This is a genomic window from Citrobacter sp. RHBSTW-00599, from assembly GCF_013784065.1.
Lineage (GTDB): Bacteria > Pseudomonadota > Gammaproteobacteria > Enterobacterales > Enterobacteriaceae > Citrobacter > Citrobacter braakii.
In genome coordinates this window covers 3,286,815-3,303,941 of record NZ_CP056717.1, presented here as the reverse complement: position 1 = coordinate 3,303,941, position 17,127 = coordinate 3,286,815, and the positions used below count along the sequence as shown (strand labels likewise).

General features: G+C 52.5%; 13 protein-coding genes. 4 read left to right on the top strand and 9 right to left on the bottom strand.

Going from position 1 to position 17,127, the window contains the following annotated elements; genetic code table 11:
• Positions 1-173: 173 nt before the first annotated feature.
• The 3 genes from ompF to pncB form a co-directional block, all read right to left on the bottom strand.
• On the bottom strand, positions 174-1,250 hold the full coding sequence (gene ompF / locus HV243_RS16345) for a porin OmpF (RefSeq protein WP_019076404.1): 1,077 nt from the start codon (positions 1,248-1,250) through the stop codon (positions 174-176).
• Positions 1,251-1,850: 600 nt separating this feature from the next.
• Positions 1,851-3,251 (bottom strand): asparagine--tRNA ligase, encoded by a 1,401-nt coding sequence (gene asnS / locus HV243_RS16340; protein ID WP_016152464.1) that lies wholly within the window; start codon positions 3,249-3,251, stop codon positions 1,851-1,853.
• Between the two features lie 165 nt (positions 3,252-3,416).
• Entirely contained in the window at positions 3,417-4,619 is a 1,203-nt protein-coding gene (gene pncB, locus HV243_RS16335; protein WP_053388965.1) for a nicotinate phosphoribosyltransferase, read from the bottom strand.
• A 265-nt stretch (positions 4,620-4,884) separates the two neighbouring features.
• On the opposite strand from pncB, the gene pepN reads away from it, so the two are divergent.
• Positions 4,885-7,497: an aminopeptidase N gene (pepN, locus tag HV243_RS16330; protein ID WP_019076406.1), complete on the top strand. Its 2,613-nt coding sequence runs from the start codon at positions 4,885-4,887 to the stop codon at positions 7,495-7,497.
• A 103-nt stretch (positions 7,498-7,600) separates the two neighbouring features.
• Here pepN and ssuB read toward each other — a convergent pair whose 3' ends face one another.
• From ssuB to ssuE, 5 genes are read right to left on the bottom strand one after another with little or no spacing between them, the layout of a single operon-like run.
• Positions 7,601-8,368: an aliphatic sulfonates ABC transporter ATP-binding protein gene (gene ssuB / locus HV243_RS16325; RefSeq protein ID WP_016152467.1), complete on the bottom strand. Its 768-nt coding sequence runs from the start codon at positions 8,366-8,368 to the stop codon at positions 7,601-7,603.
• A complete protein-coding gene (gene ssuC / locus HV243_RS16320; protein ID WP_016156130.1) occupies positions 8,365-9,156 on the bottom strand; it encodes an aliphatic sulfonate ABC transporter permease SsuC in 792 nt (263 codons plus the stop codon). The genes ssuB and ssuC overlap by 4 nt, the downstream gene beginning before the upstream one ends.
• A gap of 11 nt (positions 9,157-9,167) precedes the next feature.
• The gene (gene ssuD / locus HV243_RS16315; protein WP_053388964.1) at positions 9,168-10,313 is read right to left on the bottom strand and encodes an FMNH2-dependent alkanesulfonate monooxygenase; all 1,146 of its coding nucleotides are present in this window, start codon (positions 10,311-10,313) and stop codon (positions 9,168-9,170) included.
• Entirely contained in the window at positions 10,310-11,284 is a 975-nt protein-coding gene (locus HV243_RS16310) for a sulfonate ABC transporter substrate-binding protein (protein WP_016156132.1), read from the bottom strand. Before HV243_RS16310 ends, ssuD begins: the two co-directional genes overlap by 4 nt.
• On the bottom strand, positions 11,277-11,852 hold the full coding sequence (gene ssuE / locus HV243_RS16305; protein ID WP_053388963.1) for an NADPH-dependent FMN reductase: 576 nt from the start codon (positions 11,850-11,852) through the stop codon (positions 11,277-11,279). The genes HV243_RS16310 and ssuE overlap by 8 nt, the downstream gene beginning before the upstream one ends.
• A gap of 242 nt (positions 11,853-12,094) precedes the next feature.
• Between ssuE and pyrD the strand changes: the two genes are divergently transcribed.
• Positions 12,095-13,105, top strand: a complete 1,011-nt coding sequence (gene pyrD / locus HV243_RS16300; protein ID WP_016152472.1) for a quinone-dependent dihydroorotate dehydrogenase — start codon at positions 12,095-12,097, stop codon at positions 13,103-13,105.
• 165 nt (positions 13,106-13,270) lie between these two features.
• Positions 13,271-13,813, top strand: coding sequence for a cell division protein ZapC (gene zapC, locus HV243_RS16295; protein WP_016152473.1), 543 nt, complete (start codon positions 13,271-13,273; stop codon positions 13,811-13,813).
• On the opposite strand, the gene HV243_RS16290 is transcribed toward zapC, so the two are convergent.
• Positions 13,810-14,916, bottom strand: a complete 1,107-nt coding sequence (locus tag HV243_RS16290; protein WP_047414151.1) for a YcbX family protein — start codon at positions 14,914-14,916, stop codon at positions 13,810-13,812. The genes zapC and HV243_RS16290 overlap by 4 nt on opposite strands.
• Before the next feature lie 98 nt (positions 14,917-15,014).
• Between HV243_RS16290 and rlmKL the strand changes: the two genes are divergently transcribed.
• Positions 15,015-17,123 carry a bifunctional 23S rRNA (guanine(2069)-N(7))-methyltransferase RlmK/23S rRNA (guanine(2445)-N(2))-methyltransferase RlmL gene (rlmKL, locus tag HV243_RS16285; protein WP_016152475.1) on the top strand — a complete coding sequence of 703 codons (2,109 nt, stop codon included), beginning with the start codon at positions 15,015-15,017 and terminating at the stop codon, positions 17,121-17,123.
• Positions 17,124-17,127: the final 4 nt, after the last annotated feature.

The following is a 17,127-nucleotide window of genomic DNA, read 5'->3' as shown; positions in this document are numbered from 1 at the left end:
CATAGTGATTACAGAAGGGAAGTCCGCTATCAGGTTAACGGTAGATTTACAAAATGCCAACCGTTACTGACGAAAAGCCGAGGTGTTTTTTTAAGACGCAAGAATCCGCTAGCAGAGATAAAAAAACAGGACCGAAGTCCTGTTTTTTAGGCATTTAACAAAGAGGTCTGCTATTAGAACTGGTAAACGATACCCACTGCAACGGTGTCGTCAGAGCCTACGCCCAGTTTGTTGTCAGAATCGATCTGGTTGATGATGTAATCAACATAGGTGGACATGTTTTTGTTGAAGTAGTAAGTCGCACCCACTTCGAAGTAGTTCACCAGATCTACGTCGCCGATTCCTTCGATGTCCTTACCTTTAGATTTGGTATAGGCGAGGGACGGACGCAGGCCGAAGTCGAACTGGTACTGAGCAACCAACAGGACGTCTTCAGTTTTGTTAGCATAACCGTTAGCGATACGGGTTGCGTTACGGGTTTCGCTGTAGTTCGCCGCCAGGTAGATGTTGTTAGCATCGTATTTCAAGCCGGTCGCCCACTGCTCAGCTTTGTCGCCGTGGCCGCGCAGAACTGGGTTTTGCTGGGCATCGGTACGATCAGCTGCACCATACGCACCTACGATACCAAAACCTTCGAATTCGTAGCTAACAGAGCCGCCAACGCCATCACCGTTAGAGCGACGAACGTCATCACGCTCGTTTTTGCCCAGGTACTGAACAGCGAAGTTCAGGCCTTCAACCAAACCGAAGAAGTTAGAGTTACGGTAAGTTGCGAGACCGCCGTTACGCTGAGAGAAGAACTGGTCGGAAGCAGCAGTGTCACCACCGAATTCTGGCAGCATATCGGTGTAACCCAGTGCATCGTAAACGACGCCGTAGTTACGACCGTAATCGAAGGAGCCTGCGTCACCGAATTTCAGACCGGCAAACGCCAGACGGGTTTTGTTGCCATTCTGAGCATCATCACCGCCTTCAGAGTTATTGCCGCTGAACTGGTATTCCCACTGGCCGTAACCGGTCAGTTGGTCGTTAATCTGAGTTTCCCCTTTGAAACCAAGACGGGCGTAAGTCTGATCGCCATTAGGTGCGTAGGCATTGTCACCGTTGTGCTTGGAAAAATAGTGCAGACCTACTGCTTTACCGTACAGGTCTACTTTGTTGCCATCTTTGTTATAGATTTCTGCAGCGTTAGCTGCCCCGGCTACCAGCAGAGCAGGGATAACCACTGCCAGAATATTGCGCTTCATCATTATTTATTACCCTCATCGGTTTTTATATGACACCTGCCACTGCCGCCAATAATTTCCGTCAATAAAAATTTACGGAACTATTGATGAGAGTTTGGTGTCTTTATGTGTCTGACAGGCATCTTTCCATTCAAACTATCGTTTCGCTACCGTCAAAGTGCTACAAATATAAAGATTTGGTTTCAAAAAGAAAAAGTGTGTAACAAAATGTTGTTTTTGTGCAACTTTGTGAACAACTTCAAATTTCAGATGTCCGTGCGCTAAAAATCACCACTTCTATTTCTATTTATATGATTTTCTTATATTTAATTTAGATAAACTCCTTTTTTCTCTGTTCTGCCATAAAGTTCATGGTTTACAGATGGCTATTTCTGGACGTCTGGAATGCCGTGCAAGTGGTCAGAAAATGTACTATTTAATCAGAAAATGCTAATCCACAATAAAAATGCTGATTATTTTTTGTTCAAATATGTTGCGGTGAAATATTACGTAACAGGAAGGGGGAAGGCGAAGGGTTGTGTTAAACGCGGGAGGGGGATCCCAAAACGTGAAGCGGTGACAAAAAAAGCCAGCAATGCTGGCTTTTTTATCAAAAATGCAGGGTTAGAACGTAGCGTTGCGCGGAGTACGCGGGAACGGAATAACGTCACGGACGTTCTGCACGCCGGTAACGTAAGCGATCAAACGCTCAAAGCCCAAACCGAAGCCGGAATGTGGAACGGTACCGTAGCGACGCAGGTCGCGATACCACCAGTAATCTTCTTTGTTCAGACCCATTTCCAGCATACGGGCATCCAGGACGTCCAGACGCTCTTCACGCTGAGAACCACCGATGATTTCACCGATTCCTGGAGCCAGGACGTCCATTGCTGCAACGGTTTTACCGTCTTCGTTAAGGCGCATATAAAACGCTTTGATATCTTTCGGGTAGTTTTTAACGACGACCGGCGCTTTAAAGTGCTCTTCAGCAAGGTAACGTTCGTGCTCAGAAGAGAGATCCACACCCCAGTAAACCGGGTTTTCGAACTGTTTGCCGCATTTTTCCAGAATGCTTACCGCGTCGGTGTAATCCACCTGCGCGAAGTCAGCCTCAATGAAACGTTCCAGGCGTGAAATCGCGTCTTTGTCGACACGTTCGGCGAAGAATTTCATATCATCCGCACGCTCAGCCAGTACGGCTTTGAACGCGTACTTCAGCATCGCTTCAGCCAGGCCTGCAACATCGTTCAGGTCGGCGAAAGCCACTTCCGGTTCCAGCATCCAGAACTCTGCCAGGTGACGACTGGTATTAGAGTTTTCTGCACGGAACGTCGGGCCAAAGGTATAAATTTTGGACAGAGCACAGGCGTAGGTTTCGCCGTTCAGCTGACCGGAAACGGTCAGGAAGGCTTCTTTACCAAAGAAGTCTTTGTCGAAATCGACTTTGCCCTGATCGTTACGCGGCAGGTTTTCCAGATCCAGCGTAGACACGCGGAACATTTCACCGGCACCTTCCGTATCTGAAGCGGTGATCAGCGGAGTCGATACCCAAAAGAAACCCTGCTCGTGGAAGAAGCGATGCAGCGCTTGCGCCAGCGTATGACGTACACGCGCGACGGCACCAATCATGTTGGTACGTGGGCGCATGTGCGCCACTTCACGCAGATACTCAATGCTGTGACGCTTAGCCGCCATTGGATAGGTATCAGGATCTTCAACCCAGCCGGCTACTTCAACCTCAGTGGCCTGAATTTCAAAGCTCTGTCCTTGTCCAGGAGATGCAACGACTTTACCCGTTACGATAACTGAACAACCCGTCGTCAGGCGCAGTACGTCCTGATTGTAATTGGGCAGAGAATTATTGATGACGGCCTGTACAGGATCAAAGCAGGAACCGTCATAAACGGCGAGGAAGGAGATGCCAGCTTTTGAATCTCGGCGGGTACGCACCCATCCGCGCACGGTGACTTCGCTGTCAACGGCTACGCGGCCCTGGAGTACGTCGGCTACAGGCACAACGCTCATAATATTCTCTCTGTTAATAGTCGGATATATAAACACATGTCCACCCGTAATGGGGGGATACCTATGTTACCTGGCATCTGCAATCAGACAAGCAGAATTCGTAGCTGGAGTGAAAGATTTCGGAAATTAGCGTGAAAAGGGAGCCAAACTGGCTCCCTGGAAGGTTTAACTGGCTTTTTTAATATGCGGCAAATCGAAGGCTTTGCGTAGCGCGCGCACGAACGCTTTATCGTGGCAGATGGTTTTACCCGGGCTATCAGATAACTTCGCCACAGGTTTGCCGTTACATTCCACCAGCTTGATCACAATATTGAGCGGCTTAACCTGGGGAATATCACAGGTTAAACGTGTGCCAATACCAAAACTCAACTGCACACGAGAAGAGAAGTGGCGGTAGAGCTCAATCGCTTTTTTCAAATCGAGGTTATCTGAAAACACCAGCGTTTTGCTCAGCGGATCAATGCCCAGTTTTTCATAATGGGCGATGGCTTTTTCACCCCATTCCACCGGGTCGCCTGAGTCATGGCGTAAACCCTGATAGCGGGTTGCAAACTCGACGCCAAAGTCGCGTAAAAACGCATCCATGGTGATGCAATCGGTCAGCGCAATGCCGAGTTGGTCAGGATATTCATTTAACCAGGCGGCCAGGGCAACGCGCTGGCTGGTGGCAAGTTCAGGGCTGATTTGCTGATGAGCCTGGAACCACTCATGCGCCTGCGTGCCCATTGGGGTTAATGACAGGCGGCGGGCCAGATCGTAGTTACTGGTGCCGACAAACCAGGGCTCTCGCTGCAGGCGTTTAACAATAGCCTGCTGTACTTCACGTGAAAAACGACGACGCGTACCGAAATCCATCAGATGGAAGCGGGACATATCGACATCTTTCGTTAAAGCAGAGAATTCTACTAGTTTGCTTTCCAGCTCATCGAGTGCCTGCGGGACGCCTGATTCGGGCGAACGGTAACGGTGTACCATCTCGCTGATAACCGCTAGCAGCGGGACTTCCCACATGATCACTTCACGCCACGGCCCGGTTAAGCGGATGTTCAGCTTACCGTTATCATTGGTGACGCAAACCTGTTCCGGGTTATAGCGGAAATCACGTAACCAGGTGAGGTAATCAGCTTTAAAGAAAGGCAGGCCGGAGAGCCACTGGTACTCGTCCTCCTGCAGTCGCAGGCGTTGCATAGCATTCACCTGCTCACGAATAGAATCGGCATAAATACCGAGCAGGTCATCGCCACGGCAACGAAATTCAGCCGCTACTTGTACATCATAGTAGTGGTGAAAAACGGCTTGCTGCATATGCAACTTATAAGCGTCAGTATCCAGCAGCGAGTGCAGAACAGGAGAAGCGAATTGTGTCATAGGTGCGCAGTAGCATCCTCTCACGGGAGCGTTTAGTACAATAAACAACTAAGAAAACCGCTGGAGTATACCTTGTTTAGCGATTTATTGAACCCCGATCACACCATAAGCTGTCTTTCTGGTCGAGGGCAATTCGTGCCGCGTGTTATAAAAATGTAGCAAAAAGGGTGTTTGTGCCTGAAAAGATGAACATTCTGCGTAGCGCGATTTACGCAACAGGAATAGACTGAAGCCGAGACTCTACCAAAGATGCTAAAGGTTTTTTATGACACAACAGCCACAAGCCAAATACCGTCACGACTATCGTGCGCCGGATTACCAGATTACTGATATTGACTTGACCTTTGACCTGGATGCTGAAAAAACCGTGGTCACCGCCGTGAGCCAGGCTGTCCGTCATGGCGCGTCCGATGCGCCCCTGCGCCTGAATGGTGAAGATCTGACCCTGGTGTCGATCCACGTGAACGACGAGCCGTGGGCAGAGTATAAAGAAGAAGAGGGCGCTCTGGTCATCAGTCAACTGCCGGAACGTTTTACGCTGCGTATCGTGAATGAAATTAGCCCGGCGGCCAATACCGCGCTGGAAGGACTGTACAAGTCCGGCGACGCGCTGTGCACCCAGTGTGAAGCGGAAGGGTTCCGCCATATTACCTGGTATCTCGACAGGCCGGACGTCCTGGCGCGTTTTACCACCAAAATTATCGCCGATAAAACCCAATATCCGTTCCTGCTCTCCAACGGTAACCGTGTGGCGCAGGGGGAACTGGAAAATGGTCGTCACTGGGTACAGTGGCAGGATCCGTTCCCGAAACCGTGTTATCTGTTTGCGCTGGTAGCTGGTGATTTCGACGTCCTGCGCGACACCTTTACCACTCGTTCCGGGCGTGAAGTGGCGCTGGAACTGTACGTCGATCGCGGCAACCTGGACCGCGCGCCGTGGGCGATGACCTCGCTGAAAAACTCCATGAAATGGGATGAAGAGCGCTTTGGCCTCGAATATGACCTCGACATTTATATGATTGTCGCGGTCGATTTCTTCAACATGGGGGCGATGGAGAATAAAGGTCTGAACATCTTTAACTCCAAATATGTGCTGGCACGTACCGATACCGCCACCGACAAAGATTACCTCGATATTGAGCGCGTCATCGGTCACGAATATTTCCACAACTGGACCGGCAACCGCGTGACCTGTCGCGACTGGTTCCAGTTGAGCCTGAAAGAGGGATTAACCGTGTTCCGCGATCAGGAGTTCAGTTCCGATCTCGGCTCACGCGCGGTAAACCGGATCAGCAATGTGCGCACCATGCGCGGCCTGCAGTTTGCCGAAGATGCCAGCCCAATGGCGCATCCTATCCGTCCGGATATGGTCATTGAAATGAACAACTTCTATACCCTGACCGTGTACGAAAAGGGCGCTGAAGTTATTCGTATGATCCACACCCTGCTCGGTGAGGCTAACTTCCAGAAAGGGATGCAGTTGTACTTTGAGCGTCATGACGGCAGCGCTGCAACCTGTGATGATTTCGTGCAGGCGATGGAAGATGCGTCCAACGTCGATCTTTCGCATTTCCGTCGCTGGTACAGTCAGTCCGGTACGCCGATTCTGACCGTGCGTGATGACTACAATCCATCCACTGAGCAGTACACGCTGACTATCAGCCAGCGCACGCCGGCCACGCCGGATCAGGCCGAAAAACAGCCGCTGCATATTCCTTTCGCCCTCGAGTTGTATGACAACCAAGGGAAAGTGATCCCGCTGCAAAAAGGCGGGCACCCGGTGAATTCCGTACTCAATGTCACCCAGGCTGAGCAGACGTTTGTCTTTGATAATGTCTACTTCCAGCCGGTTCCGGCACTGCTGTGCGAATTTTCCGCACCGGTAAAACTGGAATACAAATGGAGCGATCAGCAGCTGACTTTCTTGATGCGTCATGCGCGTAACGATTTCTCTCGTTGGGACGCGGCGCAAAGCTTGCTGGCGACCTATATTAAGCTCAACGTAGCCCGCCATCAGCAGGGACAGCCGCTGTCGCTGCCGGTACACGTGGCCGATGCATTCCGGGCGATTTTGCTGGATGAGAAAATCGATCCGGCGCTGGCGGCAGAGATTCTGACGCTGCCTTCGGTGAATGAAATTGCTGAACTGTTCGACATCATCGATCCGGTGGCGATAACGGAAGTACGTGAAGCGTTAACTCGCACGCTGGCGGCCGAACTGGCGGATGAATTCCTCGCCATCTATAACGCTAATCATCTTGATGAGTACCGCGTTGAGCATGCCGATATTGGCAAGCGTACGCTACGTAATGCCTGCCTGCGTTTCCTGGCCTTTGGTGAAACCCATCTGGCCGACACGCTGGTCAGCAAGCAGTACCGTGAAGCAAACAATATGACCGATGCGCTGGCGGCGCTGTCCGCGGCAGTCGCGGCGCAACTGCCTTGCCGCGACACGCTAATGCAGGAGTATGACGATAAGTGGCATCATGACGGTCTGGTGATGGACAAATGGTTTATCCTGCAATCCACCAGCCCGGCGAGAAACGTGCTGGAAACGGTACGTGGCTTACTGAAGCACCGTTCCTTCAGTATGAGTAACCCGAACCGAATCCGATCTCTGATTGGCGCCTTTGCGGGCAGCAACCCGGCGGCATTCCATGCGGAAGATGGCAGCGGCTATCAGTTCCTGGTCGACATGCTGACTGAACTCAATAGCCGTAACCCGCAGGTGGCGTCACGTCTGATTGAGCCGCTGATTCGCTTAAAACGGTATGATGCAAAACGTCAGACGCAGATGCGCGCGGCGCTGGAACAACTGAAAGGTCTGGAGAATCTCTCCGGCGATCTGTTCGAGAAGGTAACCAAAGCGTTAGCCTGAAACGTTGACCTGTCGTTTTGTAAGCCGGATTAGGCGGTAACGCCGCTATCCGGCAAAAGGCCCGGTGGCGCTTGCGCTTACTGGGCCTGATTTTTCTGAATGCTTATCCATGCCGGCGGATCGGCTGTTCCGTTTCGCTACGCTGCATTACCCGGTTCAACACTTCTGCTTCCAGCTCTGCCAGACGCACCGAACCAATCCGGCGTGGTCGCGCAATATCCACCGTTAAATCCAGTCCGATTTTTCCATCTTCAATAAGCAACACGCGATCGGCCATTGCCACCGCTTCACTGACGTCATGGGTGACCAGCAGTACGGTAAAGCCGTGCTCTTGCCATAAAGAGACAATCAGCTCCTGCATTTCAAGGCGGGTTAAGGCATCCAGCGCACCGAGAGGTTCATCCAGCAGCAGCAGACCGGGACGATGAATTAATGCCCGCGCCAGGGCCACGCGCTGTTTTTGTCCACCGGACAGGGCGGCAGGCCATTCCTGAGCACGATTCTCCAGCCCAACTGCGGCCAGCGCGTCCCGGGCCGCATCGCGCCAGTGACCTTTCAGACCCAGACCCACATTATCGATAACCGTCTTCCAGGGCAGCAGACGCGCATCCTGAAACATCATTCGCGTATCCTCCTGAATTTCTGCCAGCGGGGTGGTTCCGGCAAGTAATGCACCTGAGGTGGGAGACTCCAGCCCAGCCAGCAGACGCAGCAACGTGCTTTTTCCTCCCCCGCTGCGGCCAACCACGGCAACAAACTGTCCGGCCTGAATGTGTAAATCTAACTGATTGAGCACCGTATTGGCGGCGTATTGTTTCGTCACGGCACTTAGTAAAAGCGGCGTGCCTTGGTTTAGGCGAGCGGTATTCATACGGTAGCCTCCTTCACATGGTAAGCCGGGTTCCAGCGCAGCCAGATCCGCTCTAGCCATTGGGCGCTGACGTCGGCAAGTTTGCCGAGCAGGGCGTAGAGAATAATGGCCACCACGACCACATCGGTTTGCAGAAATTCGCGGGCGTTCATTGCCAGGTAACCAATGCCGGCATTGGCTGAAATGGTTTCCGCGACAATAAGCGTTAACCACATCAGCCCGAGAGCAAAACGCACGCCAACCATAATCGAGGGCAGGGCGCCGGGGAGGATCACATGAATAAATAGTGAAAAACCAGACAGCCCATAGCTGCGAGCCATCTCTACCAGACCGCGATCGATATTGCGGATCCCATGCCAGGTGTTGATGTAAATCGGAAAAAGCGTGCCCAGCGCGACGAGAAAGATCTTGGCGGATTCATCAATGCCGAACCACAAAATCACCAGTGGGATCAGCGCCAGATGCGGCACGTTACGCAGCATCTGCACCGAAGTATCCAGCAGGCGTTCTCCCCACCGCGAAAGACCGCTAATCAGTCCCAGCGTCAGGCCAATCGATCCGCCGATGGAGAAGCCTACCAGCGCGCGCCAGGAGCTGATCGCCAGATGCTGCCAAAGCTCGCCGCTGGCGGAAAGCGTCCAGAAGGCTTCGACAACGCCCTCCGGAGAGGGCAGGATGCGGGTGGACAACCAGCCCATTGATGATGCGAGCTGCCAGAGCGCGACCAACCCAACCGGTAAAAACCAGGGCGCGAGGCGCAGTAACCACCTGTTTTTCGGCGTTGCCATCAGCAGGCTCCTTAGCTTTGCGCGATTTTGCGTGGGATAAATTCGTTTGCCACCGCTTCACCTTGTTGATGCTGGCGCTGCGGCTGTGGAATTTCTGGTATAGCGACATCCAGATGTGGGAACAGCAGCTCGCCAACCTTGTATGCCTCTTCCAGATGTGGATACCCGGACAACACAAAACTGTCGATTCCCAGTGCGGCATACTCGTTGATACGCGCCGCGACCGTCGGACCATCTCCGACCAGCGCGGTACCCGCGCCACCGCGCACCAGTCCTACTCCTGCCCACAGGTTCGGGCTGATTTCCAGTTTGTCGCGTTTACCGTTGTGCAGTGCAGCCATTCGCTGCTGACCAACCGAATCCGTTCTTGAGAAGGCGGCCTGGGCTTTGGCAATGGTGTCGTCATCCAGATGGGCTATCAGACGATCCGCTGCCTGCCACGCCTCTTGCGTTGTCTCCCGGACGATCACATGCAGACGAATACCAAAGCGGATCTTGCGCCCGAGCGCCGCCGCTTTGGCCCGCACCTGTTCAATCTTCTCTTTCACCTGTTCAGGCGGCTCGCCCCAGGTCAGATAGAGATCAACCTGCTCGGCAGCAAGATCTTGGGCGACATCAGACGAACCGCCGAAATAAAGCGGTGGCCGGGGTTGTTGTACAGGAGGGAAAAACAGTTTCGCGCCGCGGACATGAATGTGTTTGCCGTTGAAATCCACGGTTTCACCTTGCAGCAAACGCCGCCAGACCTGAGTGAATTCAGCAGAGGCTTCATAGCGCTCGGTGTGATCAAGGAACACGCCGTCACCCGCCAGCTCTTGTGGATCGCTGCCGGTTACCAGGTTGAATAACGCCCGGCCGTTAGAGAGTCTGTCGAGCGTCGCGGCCTGGCGGGCGGCGACCGTCGGCGAGGTTACGTTTGGACGAAGCGCGACCAGAAACTTTAATCGCTGGGTGACTGGGATCATCGACGCTGCGACCAGCCAGGCATCTTCACAGGAGCGACCGGTTGGGATCAGAACGCCAGTAAATCCCAGACGATCGGCTGTTTGCGCAATTTGTTGCAAATAACCGTGATCGACCGGGCGCGAACCTTCTTCCGTTCCCAGATAATGACCGTCACCGTGGGTGGGTAAAAACCAGAACATGTTCAGACTCATAATTTTTCTCCTGCCTGCTGAGTGGGTTGCCAGATACGCTGGCGAATATCGATTTTTTTCGGCACCAGACGGTTGTCATAAAACAGATCGGCGGTTTGTTGTTGTAGGGCGGCAACAGAGGCGCTGACGGGCGTAATGGTGGTTGGCGGACGGTGATCCAGATAAGACGCAATTACCGGCTCGGGCAGGCCCATGGTTTTAGCCAGCAGAGTAATGCTTTGCTGGCGTTGGCTGAGAGTTAACGCATCCGCCTGGCTAAAGGTATCCAGTACGCCAAGAACAAAAGCGCTATTTTTTTCGGCATAAGGACGTGCAGCGAGATAAAACGAACCGGTCTGCTTGAGGTCTGAGCCGTCTTTCAGCACGCGCACATCACCTTGCAGTAATGCGGCCGAATAGTAGGGATCCCAGATAGCCCACGCATCGACGTTTCCTTGCTGGAAGGCCGCTCGCGCATCGGCGGGGGTCAGATAAGTCGGTTGAATATCGGTAAATTTCAACCCTGCCTGTTGCAGCGCCCGGAGCAGTAAATTGTGGGCGCTGGAACCTTTCTGGAAGGCGACTTTATGCCCTTTGAGCTGCGCAACGCTCTGGATCGGGCTATTTTTCGGCACCAGAATCACTTCGGCTTTCGGTTTGGGCGGTTCGACGCCCACATAAACCAGATCGGCTCCGGCGGCCTGGGCGAAAATTGGCGGAATGTCACCGGTACTGCCGAGATCGATACTGCCGATATTGAGTGCTTCCAACATTTGCGGTCCAGCCGGGAACTCAATCCACGAGATTTTGGTCTGTGGGTAACGTTTCTCCAGTAGCTGATGACTTTTTGCCAGCACCATGCTGACGCTTCCTTTCTGGTAGCCAATGCGCAGGGCATCCGGAGCCGATTCTGCGGCATGCGCCAAGGATGACAGGGACAGCAGCCCGGTTAATGCCAGCCATGGGGTGTGACGCTTGAGCAGATTAAGCATGGGCGGCACCTCGCAGGGCGTTCAGTTGCGGGAGTTGGAGATCGCGACGATGCAACGCCAGCCAGAAAGTGTCGAGCGCACTGTCCAGGCGCTGCTGCAGGTTGGGCGTAAACTGCGGTTTATGCTGATAATCGATGACCTGTGAATCATCGGCAAACACGCCGTGCAGGATCTCCTGAGCCTTTAACGCGCTCAGCACCGGTTTCAGCGCGTAATCGACGGCCAGTAAATGCGCCACGCTGCCGCCGGTCGCCAGCGGCAAAACCACTTTTCCTTCCAGCGCCCGCTCGGGGAGTAGATCGAGCAGCGTTTTCAGTGTGCCAGAGTAAGCGGCTTTGTAGACCGGCGTTGCGACAATCAGCCCGTCTGCATCCTGTAGTTGTTCGATAAATGTCTTCAGCGCCGGACTGTCAAAACGGGCATAGATCAGGTCTTCCGGGGCAAAGTTGTGCAGGTTCCAGTGAAAGACTTCGACATCCTGGCCGTTCAATTTTTCTCGGGCATATTCCAGCAACGCGCTGGAGCGAGAGGGAAAGCGTGGGCTTCCCGCCAGAGTGATGACGCGCATAATTTTATTCTCCCCTTATAACCAATTGTTTGCTTTTGATTAACATTGATAACAATTTGTGCAGTCTGGCAGAGAGACTTTCTTTTTCGAAATGATTTATACGGGATAGAAAAGTTGAAAAATGAATAAAAAGGAGGAAGCAGGAAAACGATTGCTATTTATTGCCGCAGGTCAATTCCCTTTTTGCTCGCGATCGCACATAATACGCCCCCGGTTTGCACACCGGGAATCCAGGAGAGTTCATGTACTACCCCTTCGTTCGTAAAGCCCTTTTCCAGCTCGATCCAGAGCGCGCTCATGAATTGACATTCCAGCAATTACGTCGCATTACCGGCACGCCGCTCGAAGCGCTTGTCCGCCAGAAAGTACCCGCAAAACCGGTTACCTGTATGGGGCTGACGTTTAAAAATCCACTCGGGCTTGCTGCCGGACTGGATAAAGACGGGGAGTGCATTGATGCGCTCGGCGCGATGGGATTTGGTTCCATTGAGATTGGTACCGTGACGCCGCGTCCTCAGCCGGGTAATGATAAACCACGTCTGTTTCGTCTGGTCGATGCAGAAGGTTTGATCAACCGCATGGGGTTTAATAACCTGGGGGTTGATAACCTGGTTGAGAACGTCAAAAAATCGCATTTTGACGGTATTCTGGGGATTAATATTGGTAAGAATAAAGATACTCCGGTAGAGAACGGCAAAGATGACTATCTGATTTGTATGGAAAAAGTCTATGCTTATGCTGGTTATATCGCGATTAATATCTCTTCACCGAATACGCCGGGATTACGTACGCTGCAATATGGTGAGGCGCTGGATGATCTTCTGACGGCAATTAAAAATAAGCAAAATGATCTGCAAGCGATCCACCATAAATATGTTCCAGTGGCGGTTAAGATCGCACCGGATCTTTCTGTGGAAGAACTGATCCAGGTTGCTGACAGTTTAGTTCGTCATAATATTGATGGCGTAATTGCGACTAACACCACTCTCGATCGTTCTCTCGTTCAGGGAATGAAAAATTGCGATCAAATGGGCGGCCTCAGCGGTCGACCGTTACAATTAAAAAGTACAGAAATTATTCGCCAGTTGTCTCAGGAATTAAAAGGTCAGCTGCCGATTATTGGGGTTGGTGGTATCGACTCAGTAATCGCCGCGCGTGAGAAAATAGCTGCTGGTGCTTCCCTGGTACAGATTTATTCGGGCTTTATTTTTAAAGGCCCACCGTTGATTAAAGAAATCGTCACCAATATCTGAATGCTACCTTAATCACAATCCAGGGCTTTATTTCTGGCCCTGGTTGTTTTATATTCCTTTACTGTTGCTTATTTAAACATTCTGAGCTTTTATTATTAAGGCAATAAACGAAGCGGCAAAAGGATACTGTCGTAATGGTGATGATTAAGGAAAGGAGAGAAACTGATGCGAATTAAACCCGACGATAACTGGCGCTGGTATTATGATGAAGAGCACGATCGTATGATGCTCGATTTGGCCAATGGCATGTTATTCCGTTCGCGTTTTGCTCGTAAAATGCTCACTCCAGATGCATTTTCTCCGTCGGGTTTTTGTGTTGATGACGCCGCGCTTTATTTTTCGTTTGAAGAAAAATGTCGCTACCTGGATTTAGCCAAAGAGCAAAAGGCGGAACTGGTGCTTAATGCGCTGGTGGCGATTCGTTACCTTAAACCGCAAATGCCAAAAAGCTGGCACTTTGTCGCACACGGTATTAACTGGTCGCCAGTCGTGGGGGATGCTGCTTGTGTGGATTTAAGCGATACGGATGAACAGGTAAACCTGTTAGTGGTTGAACCGGGTGAAAATGCCGCGCTTTGTCTGCTTGCACAACCTGGTGTGGTTATTGCCGGGCGAACAATGCAACTTGGCGACGCGATTAAAATAATGAATGACCGACTGAAACCGCAGGTTATTGCCGACAGTTTCAGCCTTGAACAGGCGGTTTAACTCTCCAGCCTGATTGTCGTTTTGGGAACGCAACTGCAGCACAGAATCGTCCCGTCATCCCCAATCGCTGATTTTTTCAGCGGACTAACTTCGCCTTCCAACAGTCGAATTCGACAGCATCCGCAAATTCCTGCCCGGCATGAATAGGGCACCCTGATACCCTGGTTTTCCAGCTGTTCAAGCAATACCTGCTGATTATTTCCGCGAAAGGTTTGTCCCTGCCAGTCAATAAGTACCGTGGCATCGGGTTGTTGTTCCTGTGCGGTATCGTCTGGCTCCGCCGTACCGTAAGCTCTGGCGGGACCGGTTGCCAAAATCTCTACCTCATCGCCGACGCGAATAACGCCACTGTTGCGTGCGATAAGATTCTGGCCGAAATCAACGTCGCCGTTATCCACCGCTGTCCGGAAGGTTTGCAGCGTGGCGAGCGGCTCGCCAGACGGATGTTTCTGGCCTTTTTCTGGGCTAACGGTAGTGAAAATGCAGCGGCTACAGGGTTTTGCCACATCAAAAATGACGTCGCCAATGCGAATCACTTTCCAGGTGTCTTCTGCCCATGCGTCAGCCCCCGAAACCACCAGATTGGGGCGAAACTGTTCCATTTTGACGCTTGCCGGACAGCGCTGTTGCACATCGCGCAGAGATGCTTCGTTGGCCAGCAGGTAGGGATAACCATCGGCGAAGGACAAAGGAACATCAGCGTGGCGCTTCACCCGGCGTGTCAGTTGCGGACCCACCCAGCGCAACTGCACGTCACGGGAGAAAAAGCCGCTCAGCCACAGGTTGATAGCCGCTGGTGCAATACGCGCGGTAAAATGGTTTCCCCACACTTCTGTCGGCGCATCCTGGGTGGCGAAGTCTGCGAATCGCACGAGCGCGCTGCTGCCGTCTGGAGCCGTGAGATGAAGTCCATCGTGGAAAGGGGAAGGGGTAAAGCGGACCATTTGCGGGAACTGTCGGGCGGTAATGAACGTCCCGTCGGGTTCGGTAATCATAAATATACGATCCAGGGCGAGACCGCTCACGTCTGCCAGGGCGTGCGTGAGTCCAATTCCACGCATTGATTTAACCGGATGAATAAAAAGTCGGGTCAACGTTACCACTGCACAGCCCCTTGAACGAAAATAAGCCTTCAACTTTATGACATACAGCCCATATTAGCTATAATGCGCAGCAATTTTCTAGGAGTAAAAGTGACATTATGAATTCTCTGTTTGCCAGTACGGCCCGTGGGCTGGAAGAGCTGTTAAAAACTGAACTGGAAAACCTCGGCGCGCTGGAGTGTCAGGTCGTTCAGGGTGGGGTCCATTTTAAGGGCGACACGCGGCTTGTTTACCAGAGCCTGATGTGGAGCCGCCTGGCCTCGCGCATTATCCTGCCGATGGGAGAGTGCAAGGTCTACAGCGATCTTGATCTGTACCTCGGCGTTCAGGCAATCGACTGGACAGAGATATTTAATCCTGGTGCTACGTTTGCCGTCCATTTTAGCGGCCTGAACGAGACCATTCGTAACAGCCAGTACGGCGCGTTGAAGGTCAAGGATGCGATTGTCGATGCCTTTACCCGCAAAAATCTGCCGCGTCCGAATGTGGATCGTGAATCTCCGGATCTGCGAATCAACGTCTGGTTGAATAAAGATACCGCCAGCATTGCGCTCGATCTGAGCGGTGACGGTTTGCATCAGCGCGGTTATCGCGATCGCGCGGGTCAGGCGCCGATTAAAGAGACGCTGGCCGCCGCTATTGTTATGCGTTCTGGCTGGCAGCCGGGCACACCGTTACTCGATCCGATGTGCGGCTCCGGCACGCTGCTGATTGAAGCGGCGATGTGGGCAACCGATCGCGCGCCGGGCCTGCACCGCGGGTACTGGGGCTTTAGCGGTTGGGCACAGCACGATGAAGCCGTCTGGCAAGAGGTTAAAGCCGAAGCTCAGGTGCGTGCGCGTAAGGGGCTTGCTGACTATACTTCGCACTTCTATGGCTCCGACAGCGATGCGCGCGTGATTGAAAAAGCGCGTAGTAACGCCCGCCGCGCAGGTATTGCCGATCTGATGACATTTGACGTTAAAGATGTCGCCAAACTGAGTAATCCACTGCCGAAGGGACCGTATGGTACGGTGATCAGTAACCCGCCCTACGGCGAACGTCTGGATAGCGAACCGGCGCTGATTGCCCTGCATAGCTTGCTGGGCCGTACGATGAAAAACCAGTTTGGCGGCTGGAATTTGTCGCTGTTCAGCGCCTCTCCGGATTTGCTCAGCAGCCTGCAATTGCGTGCTGATAAGCAGTTCAAAGCGAAAAACGGTCCGCTGGATTGCGTACAGAAAAACTATCACGTTGCAGAGACCACTGCGGACAGCAAGCCAGCCACGGTCGCGGAAGATTATGCCAACCGCCTGCGCAAGAATATCAAGAAGCTGGAAAAATGGGCGCGTCAGGAAGGAATTGAATGCTATCGCCTGTATGATGCTGACCTGCCGGAATACAACGTTGCAGTGGACCGTTACGGTGAGTGGGTCGTGGTTCAGGAATACGCTCCGCCGAAGACGGTCGATGCACAAAAAGCACGTCAACGTCTGTTCGACATCATTGCCGCAACGTTGTCGGTCCTGGAAATCGCGCCAAATAAACTGGTGCTGAAAACTCGTGAGCGGCAGAAAGGGAAGAACCAGTATCAGAAGATGAATGAGAAGGGTGAATTCATTGAGGTAAGCGAGTACAACGCGCGCCTGTGGGTCAACCTGACAGACTATCTTGATACCGGTTTGTTCCTCGATCACCGTATTGCGCGCCGTATGCTGGGCCAGATGAGTAAAGGTAAGGATTTCCTTAACCTGTTCTCCTACACCGGCAGTGCCAGCGTTCATGCCGGACTGGGCGGTGCGCGTAGTACCACGACAGTTGATATGTCGCGTACCTACCTGGAGTGGGCTGAGCGTAACCTGCGCCTGAACGGCCTGAGTGGTCGCGCTCACCGTTTAATTCAGGCCGATTGCCTGGGCTGGCTGCGCGATGCCAATGAACAGTTTGATCTGATTTTCATCGATCCGCCGACGTTCTCTAACTCAAAACGTATGGAAGACTCGTTTGATGTACAGCGCGATCATCTGGCGCTGATGAAAGATCTGAAACGTCTGCTGCGTAAAGACGGCACGATCATGTTCTCCAACAACAAGCGTGGGTTCCGTATGGATCTCGACGGTCTGGCTGAACTGGGATTAAAAGCACAAGAAATCACCCAAAAAACGCTTTCCCAGGATTTTGCCCGTAACCGTCAGATCCACAATTGCTGGCTGATTACCGCAGCCTGAAAGG

Bases quoted from the DNA above. Each gene is read 5' to 3' on its own strand.
- ssuC (WP_016156130.1), bottom strand. From the start codon at position 9,156: ATGGCAACGCCGAAAAACAGGTGGTTACTGCGCCTCGCGCCCTGGTTT.
- rlmKL (WP_016152475.1), top strand. From the start codon at position 15,015: ATGAATTCTCTGTTTGCCAGTACGGCCCGTGGGCTGGAAGAGCTGTTA.
- pncB (WP_053388965.1), bottom strand. From the start codon at position 4,619: ATGACACAATTCGCTTCTCCTGTTCTGCACTCGCTGCTGGATACTGAC.
- ssuB (WP_016152467.1), bottom strand. From the start codon at position 8,368: ATGAATACCGCTCGCCTAAACCAAGGCACGCCGCTTTTACTAAGTGCC.
- ompF (WP_019076404.1), bottom strand. From the start codon at position 1,250: ATGATGAAGCGCAATATTCTGGCAGTGGTTATCCCTGCTCTGCTGGTA.
- pepN (WP_019076406.1), top strand. From the start codon at position 4,885: ATGACACAACAGCCACAAGCCAAATACCGTCACGACTATCGTGCGCCG.
- ssuD (WP_053388964.1), bottom strand. From the start codon at position 10,313: ATGAGTCTGAACATGTTCTGGTTTTTACCCACCCACGGTGACGGTCAT.
- pyrD (WP_016152472.1), top strand. From the start codon at position 12,095: ATGTACTACCCCTTCGTTCGTAAAGCCCTTTTCCAGCTCGATCCAGAG.
- ssuE (WP_053388963.1), bottom strand. From the start codon at position 11,852: ATGCGCGTCATCACTCTGGCGGGAAGCCCACGCTTTCCCTCTCGCTCC.
- HV243_RS16310 (WP_016156132.1), bottom strand. From the start codon at position 11,284: ATGCTTAATCTGCTCAAGCGTCACACCCCATGGCTGGCATTAACCGGG.
- asnS (WP_016152464.1), bottom strand. From the start codon at position 3,251: ATGAGCGTTGTGCCTGTAGCCGACGTACTCCAGGGCCGCGTAGCCGTT.
- zapC (WP_016152473.1), top strand. From the start codon at position 13,271: ATGCGAATTAAACCCGACGATAACTGGCGCTGGTATTATGATGAAGAG.